Genomic DNA, 18,572 nt, shown 5'->3' with positions numbered 1-18,572 from the left:
GGTTCTCCCGCCCGGGTTCTCCCGCCGCCTACGCCGCGGAGAGCGCCTCGGGCTCGGCCGCCAGCGGCAGCCCCTCGGCGAAGGGGAGGTCGAACACCACCTCGCCGGACTCGTCCGTCACCACGAGGCTCGCCTCCATCAGCCGGTCGCGCGTGCGCGGCTCGCTCATCATCGCCGCCACCACGGCACGGGAGGCGTGCCAGGCCTGTTCGGGATCGGGAAAAGCTTCGCCCGCGAGGTCGGTGACGATGTCCTCGCCGACGAGGGCATGGAAGTAGAAGCGGTGCATACGCAATCCTCCGGGCCGACCCGGCCGGCCCGTCCCGGCGCGGCCGAAACGCTCGTTTCGGACGCCGGATGGCCGGTCCCTCTGGCCTCCTGGCCGATGACGACGCGGTTTCCCGTCAGTGGGTCGAGAACCACCATGCTCATCGGGTACTCCTGCACAAGAACCCCGTCGCCCGGACCGGATTGATTTGCCAACTTGTGGCAGAGATAAGGCAGAATCCGCTCAATTAACAAAGGTTACTGTTGAATCAGCAAATAACTGCAGATTCCCAGCCGGCACTGTGCTGCAGGCGGCGTGGTGATTCGGCGATGAAGGCGGCTCAATCCTTCAGAACGTGGCGAAGATCCGGGCGACCTCCTGCGGGTCGGCGGTGACGGTGAGCGCCAGCGCAAGCAGGATGCGCGCCTTCTGCGGGGTGAGGTTGTCGGCGCTGAGAATGCCGCATTCGCGCAGGCGGGTGGTCAGGGGCACGACGCCGCTGCCCGCGCGGGTCGATTGCACCACGACGATCCCGGCGGCCGCCGCCTGCGCCAGCGCCTCGGCCTCGGCGGGGGGCGTCATGCCGGGCGCGAGGCCGGCCGACACGATCCCGCGGGCACCCGCGGCCCGGAAGGCCCGCACCGCGGTCCCGTCCGCATCCGCGTGGGCGTAGGACACGTCGACCCGGGGCAGGGCGGAGAGGCCGCGGATGTCGAAGGGCGTGCCGGGCGCGTGCTGCCGCTCGGCGCGGCGGTAGTAGCGGACGTCCGGGCCGTCGACCTGACCCAGCACGCCGAAATCCGCGGTGCGGAAGGTCTGGAGCCGGGCGACCGAGGTCTTGGTCACCTCGCGGGCCGCCTGGATCTCGTCGTTGAGCACCACGAGGACGCCCCGGCCGCGCGAGGCCGGGTCCGCGGCGGTGCGCAGGGCGGCGACGAGGTTGAGCCCCGCGTCGCTCGACAGGGCGCTGATCGGGCGCTGCGCCCCCACCAGCACCACCGGCAGATCCACCGTGAGGGTGAGGCCGAGCGCGTAGGCGGTCTCCTCCAGGGTCGCGGTGCCGTGGCCGATGACGATGCCGGCGAGATCGGGATGGTCGCCCGCCAGCCGCTCGCACAGGAGCACGAGGTCGCGCCACTCGGCAAAGCCGATCGCCGGGCTCGGCACCGCCCGGAACGGCACCGGGATCAGGTCGGCGACCGCGCGCGCCTCGGGTACGGCGTCGAGGATCGCGCCGGCCTCCAGGCGGGTGCCGGTGGCCGTATAGTCGAGGAGATCGAGGCTGTCGCGGCCCACCGAGGAGATCGTGCCGCCGGTGCCGATGAAGGCCACCTTCGCCCGCTGGGTCATGGGTCCTGCTCCGCCTCGCGCCACCGACAAAGCCGCAATCCCGGCCGGACCGCAAGGCGCGGACCATCGGCGGCGATCGGCCGTTGGCGCTAGCCGGTTCTGGCGGCGCGCAATGGCGAGGCCAGGCGCGGTCCCGGGCACCGTCCTGGCGGTAATGCGGCTTCCGGAGGCCGCCTCAGCGGATCCCCGCCGCGACTACAGGTCGGCGGCGGCCTGGATGACGTGGGGGGCCGGGATCGCCGCCGGATCCGGCAGGGCGGCGAGGTCGGGCAGCGGCAGCGCCTCGGGCGCGGTCACCGGGACGCCGGCCGGCATCTGCGGGGCCTTGGGCGCCGGCTTGGGCGACTGCACGTAGCAGCAGCGGATGGCGTGCCAGAACGCGGCGCGCTCCTCCGCCACGAAGCGGCCGAGGCAGAGATTCAGGGCTTCCTCGCCGGCCTTGGCGAGGGCATCGCGCTCATCCGGCGAGAGGTGGGTGGTGAGGGACATCCGCGTCGGGCTCCGTATGACGCCCAATAACGCCCGAGAGGCCAAGATGGTGCCGCCCCGCTTCGAAATGATCGCAAGCCACGATCGGAATGTCCGTCCGCCGCTCAGATCCAGCGCTTGCGGCGCTTAAAGCTCTTCAGGTTCTTGAAGGTCTTGCGCTGGTCGCCAGCCCCGCCGAGGTAGAACTCCTTCACGTCCTCGTTCGAGCGCAATTCCTCGACCGAGCCGTCGAGCACGACCTTGCCCTGCTCCATGATGTAGCCGCGGTCGGCCACGGCGAGGGCCGCGCGGGCGTTCTGCTCCACGAGCAGGATAGTGACGCCGAGGTCGCGGTTGATCTGCCGGATGATGCCGAAGACCTCCTTCACGAGGAGCGGCGAGAGCCCCATCGAGGGCTCGTCCATCAGGATCAGGCGGGGCCGGGCCATCAGGGCGCGGCCGATCGCCAGCATCTGCTGCTCGCCCCCCGACAGGTAGCCGGCCGCCCCGGTGCGCTCCTTGAGGCGCGGGAAGTAGGTCAGCACCCGCTCGAGGTCGTCGGCGATCCCGCGGTCGCGGCGCGAGAAGGCGCCGAGCCGCAGGTTCTCCATCGGCGTCATGTCGGCGACGATGCGGCGCCCCTCCATCACCTGGAAGATGCCCCGGCGGACGATGAGGTCGGGCTCGACGCCGTCGATGCGGCTGCCGTCGAACTGGATCTCGCCGCGGGTGACCTCGCCGTTCTCCGAGCGCAGCAGGCCCGAGATCGCCTTGAGCGTCGTCGACTTGCCGGCCCCGTTGGCGCCGAGCAGCGCGGTGATGGAGCCCGCCGGCACGTCGAGGCTCAGGCCCCGCAGCACCAGGATGACGTCGTCGTAGACGACCTCGACGTTGCGCAGGGCCAGGAGCGGCGCCGCGGCCTCGGCCCTGCCCTCGGCCCTGACGTCTGCCTCCTGGGCGGGGCGCTCCAGCGTCGTGATCTGGGACATGGCAGGCTCCGCACCATCCGAGAGCAAGCGGGGTCGTGATCGAAGCGCGGGATCCCCTCACCCGCACGGGAGAGGGGATCCCCGCGCCTCGCGCGGGACCGGCGAGGGACTTACCAGCCGAACCAGTCCGGCTTGCGCGGCAGTTCGACGGTCTTCACCGGCTCGAGCTTCACGGTGCCGGCCTTGATCAGGTCGGCGATGGGGCCGTCCGTCGCGCCCGAGACCTTCGCCCGGTAGATGCTGACCGCCATCATCCCGCGGTGATCGGACTCGGTCCAGGTCGAGGGCACGCAGACTCCCTCCATGCCGGCCGGCACCCAGCCCTTCTTCTGGTAGAAGCCCTTGCGGACGTTCGGGCCGGTGACCCCGCCATTGTCCTTGGCCCAGCCGATCGCCTCGCTCATGTAGAGGGCGGCGCAGACGCCCGCGAGGTAGTGCACCGGCCGGTAGGCGGTGCCGGCAGAATCTGATTCCTTGGAGATCTCCGCCACGGTCTTGAGGCCCGGCGCGTTGCCGCCCGTCACCGCCGCGGTGCGCACCGGGAAGACGACGCCGTTGGCCGCCTCGCCGGCCGCCTTGGCGGCGTTCTCGTCCATGCCCCAGACGTTGCCCATGAACTGGATGTCGGCGCCGACGGCCTTGCAGGACTTGAGCAGGGAGATGTTCGAGCCGCCGGTGTTGCCGAGATAGGCGTAGTTCGCGCCCGCGTTCTTGGCGGTGAGGCACTGCGCCGTGTAGTCGCCCGGCGCGAGCGCGAAGACGATCGGGGGCAGCACCTCGAAGCCGAGGTCGCGCGCCATCGCCTCGCCCGCCTCCTTGGGCGAGTTCGGGTAGGGGTGGTTGCCGCCCATGTGGACGTATTTGGGCTTGCCGGTCCGGCCCTTGGCCTTCCAGTCGTCGGCCGCCCAGATCAGCATGGCGCGCAGGCCGTCCGAGTAGGTCGGCCCGTAGAAGAAGTTGTAGGGGGCGGCCTTGGCCTTGCCGCTGGCCCCGGTCGGGTCGCTCACCTGCGCGGCGTAGGAACCGGAGATGTAGGGCACCTCGTCCTTGGCGACGAAGCCGGAGAGCGCCTCGGTGTCGGCGGTGCCCCAGCCCTGGATCGCCGCGACCTTGCTGCCGCTCGTCCACTTCTTGTACTGGGCGACCGCGCGCGGGACTTGGTAACCGTAATCGACGGTCTCGACGGCGAGCTTCTGCCCGCCGACGCCGCCCTTGCGGTTGATCCAGGCCAGGGCGTCGGCGACGCCCTGCGCGTAGGGCACGCCCACGTCCGAGGTGGCGCCGCTCTGGTCGGCGAGGTGGCCGATCGGCACGTCGGCGGCGCGGGCCGGCAGGGCGAGCGCGAGTCCGAGAACGAGGCTCGGGACAAGGCTCGGGACGAGGGTCACGGGGCGTAGCATGGTCGGGTTTCCTCCGGTTCGGGATCGGCGGTTGTTGGCCGTGTTGGTTCTCGGGTTCAGTGCGAGAACGGGTAGAGCTTCCAGTAGGCCTTGATCTGGCGCCAGCGGTGGGCGAGGCCGTCCGGCTCGAAGATCAGGAAGAGGACGATCACGAGGCCGATCGCCATCTCGCGCAGGAAGGAGAGGTTGTCCTTGAGGGAGAGCGCCCGGTCGACGGGGGAGCCGCGCAGGGCGTCGGTGAGCCAGCCCATGGCCTCCGGCACCATCACCATGAAGGCGGTGCCCATCAGCGTGCCCATGATCGAGCCCAGGCCCCCGATGATGATCATGCCGAGGAACTGGATCGAGAGCAGGATGCCGAAGCCCTCCACCGAGACGAATTGCAAGTAGTGGGCGTAGAGCGCGCCGCCGATCCCCGCAAAGAAGGCCGAGAGGCCGAAGGACAGGGTGCGGTAGCGCGTGAGGTTGATCCCCATCATCTCGGCGGAGAGGTAGTGGTCGCGCACCGCCACCAGCGCCCGCCCGTCGCGGGTGCGCATCAGGTTCGTCGCCGCCACGAAGCAAAGCACCAGGGTGCCGAGCACGACGTAGAAGTAGCGCTGGTCGGTGTCGAAGGTGAAGCCGAGGATCGAGAACGCCTCCGCGTGCGTCCCCGCCACGCCCCCGGTGAACCAGTTCGCCCGGGCGAAGAAGTCCTGCAGGATGTACTGGGCGGCGAGGGTCGCGATGGCGAGGTAGAGGCCCTTCAGCCGGGCCGCCGGCAGGCCGAAGATGAGGCCCACCGCCGTCGTGACGACGCCCGCGAGCGGAATCGCCAGCACGACCGGGATGTGCAGGTTGTTCGACAGCCACGCCGACGCGAAGGCGCCGAAGCCGAAGAAGGCGGCGTGCCCGATCGAGATCTGGCCGGTGAAGCCGACCAGGATGTTGAGCCCGAGCGCGGCCACCGCGAAGTAGCCGATCTGGATGAGCAGGCTCAGCCAGTAGCGGTCGAGGACGAGCGGCGCGAGGCACAGGAGGGCGAGCGCCGCCCAGACCGCGTAGCGGCTGCCCGCCGTCGGGAAGATGGTGGTGTCGGCCGCGTAGGTGCTGCGGAAGTCGCCGGCCGGGATGAGGCTCTGGGTCGCCATGATCGTCTCACACCCGCTCGATGTCGCGGGTGCCGAAGAACCCGTAGGGCTTGATCATCAGGATCACCACCAGGACGTAGAAGGGCACGATCTCGTAGAGGTTGCCCCAGTGCAGGTACTGCCCGTCGACGTACTGGGCGAGGTTCTCGAGCAGCCCGATGACGAGCCCGCCGACCACCGCGCCGGCCACCGAATCGAGGCCGCCCAGGATCACCGCCGGGAAGACCTTGATGCCGTAGAAGGACAGGGCCGAGGAGACGCCGTTGACGATGCCGACCACGATGCCGGCCACCGACGAGACCACCGCGGAGATCGCCCAGGCCATCGCGAAGACGTTGCGCACCGGGATGCCGAGGGACTGGGCCACCTGCTGGTCGAAGGCGGTGGCCCGCATGGCCAGCCCGTGCTTGGAGTAGCGGAAGAACCACGCGAAGGCCGCCATCATGGCCACCGAGATGCCGAGGCTCATGAGGTAGACGGTCTGGATCTCCAGCCCCAGGATCGACACTTGGCTCGTGGTGAAGATCGGCGGGAAGGGCTGGGCGAACACGCCGAACAGCCACTTGCACAGGGCCTGGAAGAAGATCGACAGGCCGATCGTCACCATGATCACCGAGATGATCGGCTCGCCGATCAGCGGACGCAGCACCACCACCTGCAGGGCGATGCCGAAGACCAGCATGAACGCGAAGGTGACGAGCATGCCGACGAAGAACGGGAGCTGGTAGGTGGTGAGCAGCCACCAGCACACCCAGGCGCCGATCAGCAGGAACTCGCCTTGCGCGAAGTTCACGACCTGGCTCGCCTTGTAGATCAGCACGAAGCTCATGGCGACGACGCCGTAGAGCGCACCGACGATCAGCCCGTTGAGCACGAGTTGGAGCAGCAGATGGGTGTTCATGGGCGGGGCCTATTCGGCGGCGGCGAGGGCGGGCGCGGCGGGCAGCAGGTCGACCACCGGGAGCGTGGTGCGGATGCGCTGGGTCGTGCCGTCCTGGAAGCGGATCACCGTGTCGACCCGGTAGACGGGCTGGCCGGCATAGATCGTGTCGATCAGGTCGGCGTACTTCTCGTTGATGACGCCGCGGCGGACCTTGCGGGTGCGGGTCAGTTCGCCGTCGTCGGCGTCGAGTTCCTTGTAGAGGAGCACGACCTTGGCGATGCGCTGCGCCTCCGCGAGGCCGGCATTCACCCGCTCGACCTCGGCGCGCAGGAGCGCGATCACCTCGGGCTTCGCGGCGAGGTCGGCGTAGGTGGTGAAGGCGATGCGGTTCTTCTCCGCCCACTTCGCCACCACGGCGTAGCGGATGCAGATCAGGGCGGCGAGGTAGTCGCGCCCGGCCCCCAGGATCACCGCCTCGGCGACGTAGGGCGAGAACTTGAGCTTGTTCTCGAGGTATTGCGGCGAGAAGCGCTCGCCGCGGGCATTGGTGGCGAGGTCCTTGACGCGGTCGATGACCACGAGTTCGCCCTTGGCGTCGAGGTAGCCGGCATCGCCGGTGTGCATCCAGCCGTCCACCACGTCGCCCGTGCCCTCGGGGGCCTTGTAGTAGCCGAGGAACATGTTGGGGTGGCGGGCCTGGATCTCGCCGATGCCGTTGCGGTCCGGCTCGGCGATCCGGAGGGTGATGCCGTCGTCGAACGGCACCCCCACCGTGTCGAAGTCGACGGTCTCGCCGCGGTGGAGCGTGTAGGCGCCCATCGCCTCGGTCTGCCCGTAGAGCTGGCGCAGGGGCACGCCGAGCGCCCGGAAGAACCGGAAGGTGTCGGGGCCGAGCGCCGCCCCGCCCGTGGCCGCCGAGCGCAGGCGCGTGAAGCCGAGCCGGTCGCGCAGCGCCCGGAACAGGATCGCGTCGGCGAAGGGCGAGCGCCGGCCGGAATCGAGCGCCGCGAGGCCCGCCGCCATGCCGCGCGCGAACAGCCACTGCTTGAGGGGCGAGGCGTCCATCATCCGGGCGCGCACGTCCGCCGCCACCGCCTCCCAGACCCGGGGGGCGAAGAGCACGAAGGTCGGGGCGATCTCCCGGAAATCGTGCATCAGGGTGTCGGCCTCCTCGACGAAGTTCACCGTCATGCGGCAGAGGAGGGCCTGACCGAGCGCGTAGATCTGCTCCATGATCCAGGGGAGCGGCAGCACCGAGACGTAATCGTCCTGCGGCCCCTTGGGGTCGGCCGCGAGGTAGCTCGCGCAGTGGCGCAGCACGCGGCCGGCGCTCAGCATCGCGAGCTTGGGCCGCGCCGTGGTGCCCGAGGTGGTGCACAGGATCGCCACCGCGTCGCCGTGCGTGGCGGCGACCAGCCGGTCGTAGAGGCCGGGCTCGGCCGCCTCCAGCGCCTGCCCCCTCTTGGCCAGCGCCTCGGCCGAGATCAGCCGGCGGTCGTCGTACTTGCGCATGCCGCGGGGGTCGCAATAGACGATGTGGCGCAGGTGCGGCAGGCGGTCGGCGAGGTTCAGGAGCTTGTCGACCTGCTCCTCGTCCTCCGCGAAGACGACGCGCGCCTCGCCGTAATCGAGGAGGTAGTGGACCTCGTCCTCCAGCGCGTCGCGGTAGAGGCCGAGCGAGAGGGCGCCGAGCGCGTGGGCGGCGATCTCGCCGGCCACCCAGTCGGGCCGGTTGTCGCCGATCAGCCCGACCACGTCGCCCTCGCCGAGGCCGAGGTCGCGCAGGCCGAGCGCGAAGTCGCGCACGCGGGCATTGTACTGCACCCAGGTCGTCGGGCGCCACAGCCCGAAATCCTTCTCGCGCAGCGCAATGTCGTGCGGGTGCTCGGCGGCGTTGAGCGCGAGCAGCTTGGGGAAGGTGTCGGCCCGGGCGGCGAGCGCGGCGAAATCGGCCGCCATCACGACACCGCCCGAACCGGGGGCTGCGCCTCGCGGCCGGGCGCGGCGACCGGCGCCGCCTCCGGCTCGTCCTCCTCGCCCAGATAGGCGCGGCGCACGTGGGGATCGGCCAGCACCGCCTCGGGGCGACCGAGCGCGATGCGGCGCCCGAAATCGAGCACCATCACCCGGTGCGAGATGTCCATCACCACGCCCATGTCGTGCTCGATCATCACCACCGTCATGCCGAACTCCTCGTTGAGGTCGACGATGTAGCGGGCCATGTCCTCCTTCTCCTCGAGGTTCATGCCGGCCATCGGCTCGTCGAGGAGGATGAGCTTGGGTTCGAGCGCCATCGCGCGGGCGAGTTCGACCCGCTTGCGCAGGCCGTACGAGAGGGTGCCGGCGGTGGCCTTGCGGTAGGCCTGCAGGTCGAGGAAGTCGATGATCTCCTCGACGCGGCGGCGGTGCTCCAGCTCCTCGCCGCGCACCCCCGGCAGCCAGTAGAGCGAGCCGGTCAGGAAGTTGTTGCGCAGCAGGTGATGCCGGCCGACCATGATGTTGTCGAGCACGGTCATGTGGTGGAACAGCGCGAGGTTCTGGAAGGTGCGGCCGATGCCGAGCTTCGGCCGCGCATTGGTCTTCTCGCGGGTGATGTCGCGGCCGTGGAACAGGATCTGCCCCTCGCTCGGCCGGTAGCGCCCCGAGATGCAGTTGATCATCGAGGTCTTGCCGGCGCCGTTGGGGCCGATGATCGAGAACAGCTCGCCCTGCGCGACCGTGAACCCGACATCCGTCAGGGCCCTCACGCCACCGAAGCGCAGCGAGATCTGGCGAACCTCTAGGGCCTCCGCCACCGGCAACCTCCCTCTGGAGCGGCGGCCGCCCTCGTGCGCGGGGCGGCTCTGCCTCTGGGTCATGCACGCCGCGAAGCGGAGCCCTGCATGCCGACTATACGTTCGACTGTTTTTTTCCGGCCGTCAAGCGTACACTGGCCCCGACGATCGTCGGGGATGCCCGGCGGGGCGGATCCGGGACGCTGCCGTTCGGACCGGCTCCGGTATAAGGTCGACAGGAGAGGACGCGGGACGGACATGGCGCGCATCGCAGGCTCATCCGGGCCGAGAACCGAGGAGGCGATCCGCAGGGCGGGCCTTCAGCTTCTCTACACCCACGGCTACGCGGCGATGAGCCTGCGCCAGCTCGCCGCCGAGGTCGGCATCCAGCAGGGGTCCCTCTACAACTACTTCCGCAACAAGCAGGAATTCCTGTTCGACCTGATCCGCACCCACATGCAGGATCTGCACGCCGCGCTCGATGCGGCCCTGCTGCGGGAGGGGAGCGCGGCCGAGCGCCTGCAGCGGTTCGTGGAGTTCCACGTCGCCTATCACATCGAGCGGCCGCAGCAGGTCTTCATCTGCTACTCGGAGCTGCGCAGCCTCGAACCGGACAATCTCGAGGTCATCGTGGCGATGCGGCGCGACTACGAGCGCAAGCTCGGCGCCATCCTCGACCTCGGCCGCGAGACCGGCGAGTTCCAGCTCGCCGACACCCGGATGGGAACGCTCGCCATCCTCGCCATGCTGTCGGGCATCTGCAACTGGTACCGGCCGGACGGCCGGCTCTCGACGGATGCCGTGCAGGCCATCTTCACCGGCATGGTGCTGGCGCTCGCGCGCGGCGAGGGGGAGGCGGCGGTCCAGGCCCCCCCGGCCCCGCTCACCCGGCTGGCCGCTCGTCTGCGATGACCTTGCCGTCGTTCGGCAGGCTGCCGGGCGGCACGATCGCGACCGCGCCCTTGAGCTTGGTCACCGCCCGCAGCGTCTCGGCGACGGCGTCCGCGGAGACCTCCTGGTCCGCCTCGGCCTTCAGGGTCATCGCGTCGGTCTCGTCGGCCCGCGTCACCACGAGGCGCAGCCGCCTGAGCTCCGGATGGCGGCGGGCGATCTCGGCCATCTGCTCGGGGCGCACGAACATCCCCTTCACCTTGGCGGCCTGATCGGCCCGGCCCATCCAGCCGCGGATGCGCGGCCCGGTGCGCCCGCAGGGGCTCGGCCCCGGCAGCGCCGCCGTGAGATCGCCGAGCGCGTAGCGGATCAGCGGCCGGTCGGGATCGAGCACCGTCACGACGATCTCGCCGACCTCGCCCTCCGGCACCGGGTCGCCGGTGCCCGGCCGCACGATCTCGAGGATCAGGTCCTCGTTGACGAGGAGCCCCTCGCGGGCGGGCGTCTCGTAGGCGATGAAGCCGACATCCGCCGTGGCGTAGGCCTGATACGCCTCGATGCCGAGGGCCGCCACCGCCTGCTGCAGCGAGGGCGGGAAGGCCGCGCCCGAGACGAGGGCCTTGCGGACCGACGACACGTCCCGGGAGGCCGCCCGGCCCGCCTCGACCAGGATCTTCAGGAAGTCGGGCGTGCCGCAATAGCCGGCCGGGCGGTAGGCCTCGATCAGGTCGAGCTGCTGCTCGGTGTTGCCGGGACCCGCCGGGATCACCGCGCAGCCGAGCGCGCGGGCCGCCGTGTCGAAGATGAAGCCCCCCGGCGTGAGGTGGTAGCCGAAGGTGTTGAGCACCACGTCGCCCGGCCGGAAGCCCGCCGCGTGCAGGCAGCGCGCCCCGCCCCACGGATCCTCGCCCGACCGCTGCGGCTCGAAGATCGGCCCCGGCGAGGTGAAGAGCCGGGGAAAGCGCCCGGGCGGCACCGGCACGAAGCCGCCGAAGGGCAGCCCCTCGCGCTGGCGGGCCGGCATCTCGCCCTTGCGCAGCACCGGCAGCCGGGCGAGCGCCGCCCGGTCGGTGACCGCCTCGGGATCGATCCCGCCGAGATGCGCCGCATAGGCCGGCGTGCCGAGGGCGGCGCCAAGCGCCGCGGGCAGGCGGGCGAACAGGGCGGCGTCGCGGGCTTCGGGACTCTCGGTCTCGCGCGCGTCGTAGTGCTCGGGCATCGGGTCCTCTCCCACATCAGAGCCGTCATGCGGCCCGCTTCGCTCAGGCTTGCGCTGGATCACGGGATGGCCTCGGAGAACCGGGCTCCTTTTCGGCATCATGCTCCAGGATGTCGCGGGCGCCGCGATCGGACGCGCCCATCTCGGCGCGATGGCGGTCCAGGAGCGCGTCGAGCAGGGCGGGGCGGCACCGGAAGCTCGTCCCGCGCAACCGGGTCACGGCACGCTCCAAGTCGATCAGGCCCCGCCGCGCTGCAAGATCCAAGATCCCCAGCGTTCCCGTGACGGCGAAGGCCCTGGCCCGGGCGGCGCCGACTCCGGCCCGGTCATCCATGAGGATCAGGTCGGCCCGCAGCGCGATCGCCAGCGCGATCGCGGCCCGCTCGCCCTCGTCCAGCATGCGCAGCGCATCCTCCTCGATCATCGGATCGGGGCACACGGTCAGCCAGTCTGGATCACCGGCGATCCAGAGCCGGACCGCATCGGGCGCATCGCGATGACTCAATTCAACCTGCACGGCCCGAGGCACGCACACGCCGTCGAACAGGTGCGGCAGCAGATCGATCTGGCCGATCAGCAGCAGATAGTTCAGCGGCCCAGTATCCGCGACGACCCGCAAGCTCATAAGCCCAGGCGTGAGAGGTCGGCCCGATCCTGGTCGATATCCGCGAGTTCGAGCGGAGCATAGATGCCGCGCGCCTTGAGGAAGGCGTCCAGAGCCGCGCGGGTGCCGAAGCCGAGCAGTCGGCGCAATTCCGGCAAGGTCAGGCGTTCGGCCCGATAAGCCTCGACCGCGAAGGCTTCGAGCGCGCGACGGGCGATGTCCTCGCCATCGGCTCCCAGCCGCTCGGCGAGATCATCCGGGATGGCGACGGTGAGTTCCACGTTCCTGCCACCGGGTTCTAACGTCCGGACAAGGGTCGCACAGGAGATCCGGCGCGAGAAGTCCGACCCGCCGCCCCGCCGCCGAGAGATCACGCGGGCTTCACCCGCGCCAGCAGCCGCTCGGCGCGCCGCAGGTGCGGGCGGTCGAGCATCTGGCCCTCGACGCCGACCACGCCGGTGCCGGGGGCCTGCGCGAAGGCCGCCACCACCGCCCGCGCCCGGGCGATCTCGGCCTGCGAGGGCGTGAAGGCCGCGTTGATCACCGGCACCTGCGCCGGATGGATCGCCATCTTGCCGGTAAAGCCGTCGCGCCGCGCCTCGCGGCACTCGCGGGCCAAACCGTCGAGGTCGCGGAAGGCGGCGTTGATGGTGTCGATCGGGTCGACTTCCGCGGCGGCGGCGGCGAGCAGCGCGAGGTTGCGGGCGAGCCGGAACGGCGCGGTCCAGCCGGCCTCGTCGCGGTTCGTCTCCGCCCCGAGATCGGCCGAGAGATCCTCCGCCCCCCAGGTCAGGCCGACGAGCCGCGGGCTCGCGCCGGCCAGGGTGCCGAGCGCGAACACCGCCTGCGCGGTCTCGGTGGCGATCGGCAGGATGCGGGTCGCGCCGTCGGGGAGGTCCGCCTGCGCCTCGTGCACCGCGAGCCGCGCGCCGAGCGCCGCCACGTCCGCCCCGCCGACGGCCTTGGGCAGCATGATCCCGTCGGGGCCGGCCGGCATCACCGCCGCGAGGTCGTCGTCGGCGAGCCCCGTATCGAGGGCGTTGATGCGCACGTAGAGCTGGGGCCGGGCGGCCGCGCCGCGGGTGCGGGCGAGGAAGGCCGCGGCGGCGGCCCGGGCCGCCGGCTTCTCGCTCGGCGCGACCGAGTCCTCCAGGTCGAGGATCAGGGCGTCCGCGCCGGAATCGAGGGCCTTGTCGAGCTTGCGGGGGGAATCGCCCGGCACGAAGAGCAGCGAGCGCATCAGGCGGCCTCCGCCGGGCGGCGGCGCATGAAGGCCTGGCGCCGGCACTCGGCGACGAGCGTGCCGTCCTGCTTGTAGGCGCGGTGCAGGAACTCGACGAGGCCGGCATCGGGGCGCGAGCGCGATTCGCGCTTGGCCGCCACCTCGGTCTCGACCCGGATCGAATCCCCCTCGAAGAGCGGCGCGGGGAAGCGCACGTCGGTCATGCCGAGATTGCCGATCGTGGTGCCCACCGTGGTGTCGTTGACCGAGATGCCGATCATCAGCCCGAGGGTGAAGAGCGAGTTCATCAGCGGCCGCCCCCACTCGGTCTCGGTGGCGCAGAAATGCGCGTCGATGTGCAGGGGCTGCGGGTTGAGCGTCATGTTGGAGAACAGCATGTTGTCCATCTGCGTCACCGTGCGGGTGAGGCGATGGCGGAAGACGTGCCCGACCTCGAAATCCTCGAAGTAGAGGCCGCCGCGGGGATGGGTCGGGACGGGGTTGGGGCTCGTCATGCGTCGTCCTCCGTGCGGATGCTGATGAGGCGCGCGCCCTCCGCGACCTGCGCGCCGGCCTCCGCCGTCACCTCCGTCACCTCGCCGTCCGCGGGCGCCGCGAGGGCGTGCTCCATCTTCATCGCCTCGACGATGGCGAGGCGCTGGCCCTTCGTCACGCGCTCGCCGGGGCGCACGAAGACCGCGACGAGGCGGCCGTGCATCGGCGCCTTGACGGTGCCGCCCGCGCCGGCGTGGTCGAGGTCGACGTCGAACGGATCGGGCGGTTCGATCGCGACCTGCCGCCCGCCCGCCACCACCAGCACGCCGCGCTCGGTCGGCACCACCACGGGGGCCGCTCCCCTCCCCTCCCCGGCCTCGACGGCGAGCGCGCCGCCGCCTTCGGGCCAGGCCAGGACCACCTCGCGCGCCTCGCCCTCGATCAGGACGGGATAGGCCTGGCGCCGCCCGGCGCCGAGCTGGAACCCGTCCGCGCGATCCCAGGGCGAGCCCCGGCCCGGCGCGGGCGCCGCGACGGCGGCGACGAGGGCCTCGACCCCTGCCCGCACCGCGTCGGGGTCGAGGCCGGCCGCCCGGCCGGTGAGCGCGTCGAGGTTGCGGTCGATGAAGCCGGTGTCGAAGCGGCCGGCCCGGAATTCCTCCGCCTCGGCCAGCGCCTTCAGGAAGGCGACGTTCGCCTTGGGGCCGGCCACCAGGGTGCGGCCCAGCGCCTGCGCCAGCCGGTCGAGGGCCTGATCGCGGCTCTCCCCGTGGGCGATCAGCTTGGCGATCATCGGGTCGTAGAAGGGCGAGACCGTATCGCCCGCCCGCACGCCGGTATCGACGCGCACGCCCTCCCCCGCGGGCAGGTCGAGGGCGCGCAGCCGCCCGGTGGAGGGCAGGAAGCCCGCGGCCGGATCCTCTGCGTAGAGCCGCGCCTCGACGGCGTGGCCGCGGATCGCGAGGTCGTCCTGGGCGAGCGGCAGCGGCTCGCCCGCCGCGACCCGGAACTGCCATTCCACGAGGTCGAGCCCGGTGATCGCCTCGGTGACCGGATGCTCGACCTGGAGACGCGTGTTCATCTCCATGAACCAGAAGCCGTCCGGCTTCAGGCCCTCGCGGCCGTCGGCGATGAACTCGACCGTGCCGGCCCCGACATAGCCCACCGCCCGGGCGGCCTCGACGGCGGCCCGGCCCATGGCGGCGCGGACCTCCGGCGGCATGCCGGGGGCGGGCGCCTCCTCGATCACCTTCTGGTGGCGGCGCTGGAGCGAGCAGTCGCGCTCGAACAGGTGCACGGCGTGGCCGTGCGCGTCGCAGAAGACCTGGATCTCGACGTGGCGGGGGCTCAGCACGTACTTCTCGACCAGGACGCGCGGGTCGCCGAACGCCCCTTGCGCCTCGCGCTGCGCCCCTTCGAGGGCGGCGGCGAAATCCTCCGGAAGCGCGACGCGGCGCATGCCCTTGCCGCCGCCGCCCGCCACCGCCTTGATCAGGACCGGGTAGCCGATCGCCGCCGCCTCGGCGGCGAGGAAATCGGGCTCCTGGCGCGCGCCGTGGTAGCCCGGCACCACCGGCACCCCGGCCTCGGCGACCAGGGCCTTGGCGGCATCCTTGAGGCCCATCGCCCGGATCGCCCCGGCGGGCGGGCCGACGAAGACGATGCCGGCCGCCGCGCAGGCCTCGGCGAAGTCCGGCCGCTCGGACAGGAAGCCGTAGCCCGGATGGATGCTCTCGGCGCCGCTGCGCTTGGCCACGTCGAGGATGCGGTCGATGCGCAGGTAGGATTCGGCCGCCGCCGCCGGCCCGATCGCATGCGCCTCGTCGGCCAGCGCCACGTGCAGCGCGCGCCGATCCGCCTCCGAGTACACCGCGATGGTGCGCAGGCCCAGGCGCCGGGCGGTGCGGATGACCCGGCAGGCGATCTCGCCCCGGTTGGCGATGAGGACGGAGCGGAGCCCGGTCATGCAGCTGTCCCTGTGCGAACTCATCCGTGCGATCTCTTGGGGGTCACATCCGGAACAGGCCGAACCGGGTCTCCGGCACGGGGGCGTTCAGGGCGGCCGAGAGGGCGAGGCCGAGCACCCGGCGCGTCTCCTCGGGCAGGATGATGCCGTCGTCCCACAGCCGCGCGGTGGCGTAGTAGGGCGATCCCTCGGCCTCGAAGCCGGAGCGGATCGGGGCCTTGAACGCCTCCTCCTCCTCCGCCGCCCAGGTGCCGCCGGAGGCCTCGATGTTGTCGCGCCGCACGGTGGCGAGCACGCTCGCCGCCTGCTCGGCGCCCATGACCGAGATGCGCGAGTTCGGCCACGCGAACAGGAAGCGGGGCGAGTAGGCCCGGCCGCACATGCCGTAATTGCCCGCCCCGTAGGAGCCGCCGACGAGGAGCGTGAGCTTGGGCACCGCGGCGGTCGCCACCGCGGTGACGAGCTTGGCGCCGTTCTTGGCGATGCCGCCCGCCTCGACCTCGCGCCCGACCATGAAGCCCGAGATGTTCTGCAGGAACAGGAGCGGGATCCGGCGCTGGCAGCACAGCTCGATGAAATGCGCCCCCTTGAGCGCGCTCTCCGAGTAGAGGATGCCGTTGTTGGCCAGGATCCCCACCGGCATGCCCCACAGGCGCGCGAAGCCCGTGACCAGCGTGGTGCCGTAGAGCCGCTTGAACTCGTCGAACTCGGAGCCGTCGACGAGGCGGGCGATCAGCTCGCGCGCGTCGTACTGCTTGCGCAGGTCCACCGGCACGATCGCGTCGAGATCCTCGGCGGGGTGGAGCGGGTCGTGCGGCGGCGCGATGTCGAGGTCCGGCCGCTTGACGCTGTTGAGCGTGCCGACGATGCGGCGCAGGATCGCGAGCGCGTGGGCGTCGTCGGTGGCGTAGTGGTCGGCCACGCCCGAGAGGCGGGCATGCACGTCCGCACCGCCGAGATCCTCGGCCGAGACGACCTCGCCGGTCGCGGCCTTCACCAGCGGCGGCCCGCCGAGGAAGATCGTGCCCTGGCGGCGCACGATCACGCTCTCGTCCGACATCGCCGGCACGTAGGCGCCGCCCGCCGTGCAGGAGCCCATCACGCAGGCGATCTGCGGGATGCCGGCGGCCGACATCTGCGCCTGGTTGAAGAAGATGCGCCCGAAATGCTCGCGGTCGGGGAAGACCTCGGTCTGCTGGGGCAGGTTCGCGCCGCCCGAATCCACGAGGTAGAGGCAGGGCAGGCGGTTCTGGAGCGCGATCTCCTGCGCGCGCAGGTGCTTCTTGACGGTCAGCGGGTAGTAGGTGCCGCCCTTGATGGTGGCGTCGTTGCACACCACCATCACCTCGCGGCCCGCGACCCGGCCGATGCCGGCGATCACCCCGGCCGCGTGGATGGCGTCGTCGTACATCCCGTAGGCCGCGAGCGGCCCGATCTCCAGGAAGGGCGAGCCCGGATCGAGCAGGCGCAGCACGCGGTCGCGCGGCAGGAGCTTGCCGCGCGCGAGGTGGCGCTCGCGGGCGCGGGGGGGACCGCCCGCGGCGGCCTCCGCGCGGCGCGCCTTGAGGGTGGCGCGCAACTCGCCCCAGGCGGCGCGGTTCTGGGCCGCCTCGGTGCTGCCGAGGTCGGCGCTCGTCTGAAGGACCGGCATCGGACGGCTCAAGCCGACTTGGCGAAGAGTTCGCGGCCGATCAGCATCCGGCGGATCTCGCTGGTGCCGGCGCCGATCTCGTAGAGCTTGGCGTCGCGCAGGAGCCGGCCGGTCGGATAGTCGTTGATGTAGCCGTTGCCGCCGAGCAGCTGGATTGCGTCCAGCGCGCATTGCGTCGCCCGCTCGGCCGCGTACAGGATCGCGCCCGCCGCGTCCTCGCGGGTAGTCTCGCCGCGGTCGCAGGCCTGCGCCACCGCGTAGACGTAGGCCTTGGCGGCGTTGGTCGCGACGTACATGTCGGCGAGCTTGCCCTGGACGAGCTGGAACTCGCCGATCGGCTGCCCGAACTGCTTGCGCTCGTGCACGTAGGGCAGCACCACGTCGAGGCAGGCCTGCATGATGCCGAGCGGCCCCGCCGCCAGCACGGCGCGCTCGTAGTCGAGACCCGACATCAGCACGTTGACCCCGCGCCCGACCTCGCCGAGCACGTTCTCCTCGGGCACCTCGCACTCCTCGAACACGAGTTCGCAGGTGTCCGAGCCGCGCATGCCGAGCTTGTCGAGCTTCTGGGCCGTCGAAAAACCCTTCTGGCCCTTCTCGATCAGGAAGGCGGTGATGCCGCGCGGGCCGGCCGCCGGATCGGTCTTGGCGTAGACCACCAGCGTCTCGGCGACGGGACCGTTGGTGATCCACATCTTCGAGCCGGTGAGCACGTAGCGGTCGCCGCGCTTCTCGGCCCGGGTGCGCATCGAGACCACGTCCGAGCCCGAGCCCGGCTCCGACATCGCGAGCGCGCCGACATGCTCGCCGGAGATGAGCTTCGGCAGGTACTTGCGCTTCTGCGCGTCCGAGCCGTTGCGGCGGATCTGATTCACGCAGAGGTTCGAATGGGCGCCGTAGGACAGGCCCACCGAGGCGGAGGCCCGCGAGACCTCCTCCATCGCCACGCAATGCTCGAGATAACCGAGGCCCAGGCCCCCGTATTCCTCCTCCACCGTGATGCCGTGCAGGCCGAGCGCGCCCATCTCGGGCCAGAGGTCGCGCGGGAAGGTGTTGGTGCGGTCGATCTCCTCGGCCCGCGGCGCGATCCGATCCTGCGCGAAGCTGCGCACGCTGTCGCGGATGGCCTCGGCCGTCTCGCCGAGGCCGAAATTGAACTCGCGCGCGGCGTTCGGGATCATGGGCGTCCTCCGGGTGTTTTGTGCAATCTATACGAACGATTGTTTTTAAAACAAGGGCCTTCCGGCAAGGGCCTGCGAAGG

General features: G+C 71.2%; 18 protein-coding genes. 1 reads left to right on the top strand and 17 read right to left on the bottom strand.

The features are described from left to right. Positions 1-28 precede the first annotated feature (28 nt). The 9 genes from MFF61_RS17555 to MFF61_RS17515 all read right to left on the bottom strand — a co-directional run bounded on the left by MFF61_RS17555 (position 29) and on the right by MFF61_RS17515 (position 9,283). The gene (locus MFF61_RS17555; protein ID WP_238236551.1) at positions 29-289 is read right to left on the bottom strand and encodes a DUF6894 family protein; all 261 of its coding nucleotides are present in this window, start codon (positions 287-289) and stop codon (positions 29-31) included. A gap of 327 nt (positions 290-616) precedes the next feature. After that, a complete protein-coding gene (locus MFF61_RS17550) occupies positions 617-1,618 on the bottom strand; it encodes an asparaginase (protein ID WP_238236550.1) in 1,002 nt (333 codons plus the stop codon). A 195-nt stretch (positions 1,619-1,813) separates the two neighbouring features. Next, positions 1,814-2,107: a hypothetical protein gene (locus tag MFF61_RS17545; protein WP_238236549.1), complete on the bottom strand. Its 294-nt coding sequence runs from the start codon at positions 2,105-2,107 to the stop codon at positions 1,814-1,816. A gap of 104 nt (positions 2,108-2,211) precedes the next feature. Next, complete coding sequence (locus MFF61_RS17540; protein ID WP_238236548.1) at positions 2,212-3,075, bottom strand: ABC transporter ATP-binding protein; 864 nt, start codon at positions 3,073-3,075, stop codon at positions 2,212-2,214. Between the two features lie 110 nt (positions 3,076-3,185). Further along, a complete protein-coding gene (locus tag MFF61_RS17535) occupies positions 3,186-4,475 on the bottom strand; it encodes an ABC transporter substrate-binding protein (RefSeq protein ID WP_238236546.1) in 1,290 nt (429 codons plus the stop codon). 56 nt (positions 4,476-4,531) lie between these two features. Next, the gene (locus MFF61_RS17530) at positions 4,532-5,605 is read right to left on the bottom strand and encodes a branched-chain amino acid ABC transporter permease (RefSeq protein WP_238236541.1); all 1,074 of its coding nucleotides are present in this window, start codon (positions 5,603-5,605) and stop codon (positions 4,532-4,534) included. Between the two features lie 7 nt (positions 5,606-5,612). Further along, positions 5,613-6,506, bottom strand: a complete 894-nt coding sequence (locus tag MFF61_RS17525; RefSeq protein ID WP_238236539.1) for a branched-chain amino acid ABC transporter permease — start codon at positions 6,504-6,506, stop codon at positions 5,613-5,615. A gap of 9 nt (positions 6,507-6,515) precedes the next feature. Further along, complete coding sequence (locus tag MFF61_RS17520; RefSeq protein ID WP_238236536.1) at positions 6,516-8,447, bottom strand: long-chain fatty acid--CoA ligase; 1,932 nt, start codon at positions 8,445-8,447, stop codon at positions 6,516-6,518. Continuing rightward, a complete protein-coding gene (locus MFF61_RS17515) occupies positions 8,447-9,283 on the bottom strand; it encodes an ABC transporter ATP-binding protein (RefSeq protein WP_238236534.1) in 837 nt (278 codons plus the stop codon). Before MFF61_RS17515 ends, MFF61_RS17520 begins: the two co-directional genes overlap by 1 nt. Positions 9,284-9,520: 237 nt before the next feature. Here MFF61_RS17515 and MFF61_RS17510 point away from each other — a divergent pair, with 237 nt between their 5' ends. After that, on the top strand, positions 9,521-10,174 hold the full coding sequence (locus MFF61_RS17510) for a TetR/AcrR family transcriptional regulator (protein ID WP_238236533.1): 654 nt from the start codon (positions 9,521-9,523) through the stop codon (positions 10,172-10,174). On the opposite strand, the gene MFF61_RS17505 is transcribed toward MFF61_RS17510, so the two are convergent. The 8 genes from MFF61_RS17505 to MFF61_RS17470 form a co-directional block, all read right to left on the bottom strand. Then, positions 10,146-11,372 carry a phenylacetate--CoA ligase family protein gene (locus tag MFF61_RS17505; RefSeq protein WP_238236532.1) on the bottom strand — a complete coding sequence of 409 codons (1,227 nt, stop codon included), beginning with the start codon at positions 11,370-11,372 and terminating at the stop codon, positions 10,146-10,148. The genes MFF61_RS17510 and MFF61_RS17505 overlap by 29 nt on opposite strands. Positions 11,373-11,415: 43 nt before the next feature. Then, on the bottom strand, positions 11,416-11,991 hold the full coding sequence (locus MFF61_RS17500; protein WP_238236531.1) for a PIN domain-containing protein: 576 nt from the start codon (positions 11,989-11,991) through the stop codon (positions 11,416-11,418). A gap of 2 nt (positions 11,992-11,993) precedes the next feature. Next, positions 11,994-12,257: a UPF0175 family protein gene (locus tag MFF61_RS17495; RefSeq protein WP_238236530.1), complete on the bottom strand. Its 264-nt coding sequence runs from the start codon at positions 12,255-12,257 to the stop codon at positions 11,994-11,996. 89 nt (positions 12,258-12,346) lie between these two features. Further along, positions 12,347-13,216, bottom strand: a complete 870-nt coding sequence (locus MFF61_RS17490; protein ID WP_238236528.1) for an HpcH/HpaI aldolase/citrate lyase family protein — start codon at positions 13,214-13,216, stop codon at positions 12,347-12,349. Next, positions 13,216-13,713 carry a MaoC family dehydratase gene (locus MFF61_RS17485; protein WP_238236524.1) on the bottom strand — a complete coding sequence of 166 codons (498 nt, stop codon included), beginning with the start codon at positions 13,711-13,713 and terminating at the stop codon, positions 13,216-13,218. Before MFF61_RS17485 ends, MFF61_RS17490 begins: the two co-directional genes overlap by 1 nt. Next, positions 13,710-15,659 carry an ATP-binding protein gene (locus tag MFF61_RS17480; protein ID WP_238236523.1) on the bottom strand — a complete coding sequence of 650 codons (1,950 nt, stop codon included), beginning with the start codon at positions 15,657-15,659 and terminating at the stop codon, positions 13,710-13,712. The genes MFF61_RS17485 and MFF61_RS17480 overlap by 4 nt, the downstream gene beginning before the upstream one ends. 43 nt (positions 15,660-15,702) lie before the next feature. Next, on the bottom strand, positions 15,703-17,310 hold the full coding sequence (locus tag MFF61_RS17475; protein ID WP_238236521.1) for a carboxyl transferase domain-containing protein: 1,608 nt from the start codon (positions 17,308-17,310) through the stop codon (positions 15,703-15,705). An 8-nt stretch (positions 17,311-17,318) separates the two neighbouring features. Then, a complete protein-coding gene (locus tag MFF61_RS17470) occupies positions 17,319-18,491 on the bottom strand; it encodes an isovaleryl-CoA dehydrogenase (RefSeq protein WP_238236519.1) in 1,173 nt (390 codons plus the stop codon). Between the last annotated feature and the right edge of the window lie 81 nt (positions 18,492-18,572).

Source organism: Methylobacterium isbiliense, from assembly GCF_022179325.1.
Taxonomy (GTDB): domain Bacteria; phylum Pseudomonadota; class Alphaproteobacteria; order Rhizobiales; family Beijerinckiaceae; genus Methylobacterium; species Methylobacterium isbiliense.
The sequence above is the reverse complement of the archived record's forward strand: the minus strand, read 5'-3'. Positions and strand labels throughout refer to the sequence as shown.

What these genes read in the sequence shown, in the direction of transcription:
- MFF61_RS17520 (WP_238236536.1), bottom strand. Translation starts at nt 8,447, where the DNA reads ATGGCGGCCGATTTCGCCGCGCTCGCCGCCCGGGCCGACACCTTCCCC.
- MFF61_RS17555 (WP_238236551.1), bottom strand. Translation starts at nt 289, where the DNA reads ATGCACCGCTTCTACTTCCATGCCCTCGTCGGCGAGGACATCGTCACC.
- MFF61_RS17550 (WP_238236550.1), bottom strand. Translation starts at nt 1,618, where the DNA reads ATGACCCAGCGGGCGAAGGTGGCCTTCATCGGCACCGGCGGCACGATC.
- MFF61_RS17535 (WP_238236546.1), bottom strand. Translation starts at nt 4,475, where the DNA reads ATGCTACGCCCCGTGACCCTCGTCCCGAGCCTTGTCCCGAGCCTCGTT.
- MFF61_RS17545 (WP_238236549.1), bottom strand. Translation starts at nt 2,107, where the DNA reads ATGTCCCTCACCACCCACCTCTCGCCGGATGAGCGCGATGCCCTCGCC.
- MFF61_RS17490 (WP_238236528.1), bottom strand. Translation starts at nt 13,216, where the DNA reads ATGCGCTCGCTGCTCTTCGTGCCGGGCGATTCCCCCCGCAAGCTCGAC.
- MFF61_RS17530 (WP_238236541.1), bottom strand. Translation starts at nt 5,605, where the DNA reads ATGGCGACCCAGAGCCTCATCCCGGCCGGCGACTTCCGCAGCACCTAC.
- MFF61_RS17510 (WP_238236533.1), top strand. Translation starts at nt 9,521, where the DNA reads ATGGCGCGCATCGCAGGCTCATCCGGGCCGAGAACCGAGGAGGCGATC.
- MFF61_RS17525 (WP_238236539.1), bottom strand. Translation starts at nt 6,506, where the DNA reads ATGAACACCCATCTGCTGCTCCAACTCGTGCTCAACGGGCTGATCGTC.
- MFF61_RS17485 (WP_238236524.1), bottom strand. Translation starts at nt 13,713, where the DNA reads ATGACGAGCCCCAACCCCGTCCCGACCCATCCCCGCGGCGGCCTCTAC.
- MFF61_RS17470 (WP_238236519.1), bottom strand. Translation starts at nt 18,491, where the DNA reads ATGATCCCGAACGCCGCGCGCGAGTTCAATTTCGGCCTCGGCGAGACG.
- MFF61_RS17505 (WP_238236532.1), bottom strand. Translation starts at nt 11,372, where the DNA reads ATGCCCGAGCACTACGACGCGCGCGAGACCGAGAGTCCCGAAGCCCGC.
- MFF61_RS17480 (WP_238236523.1), bottom strand. Translation starts at nt 15,659, where the DNA reads ATGACCGGGCTCCGCTCCGTCCTCATCGCCAACCGGGGCGAGATCGCC.
- MFF61_RS17540 (WP_238236548.1), bottom strand. Translation starts at nt 3,075, where the DNA reads ATGTCCCAGATCACGACGCTGGAGCGCCCCGCCCAGGAGGCAGACGTC.
- MFF61_RS17475 (WP_238236521.1), bottom strand. Translation starts at nt 17,310, where the DNA reads ATGCCGGTCCTTCAGACGAGCGCCGACCTCGGCAGCACCGAGGCGGCC.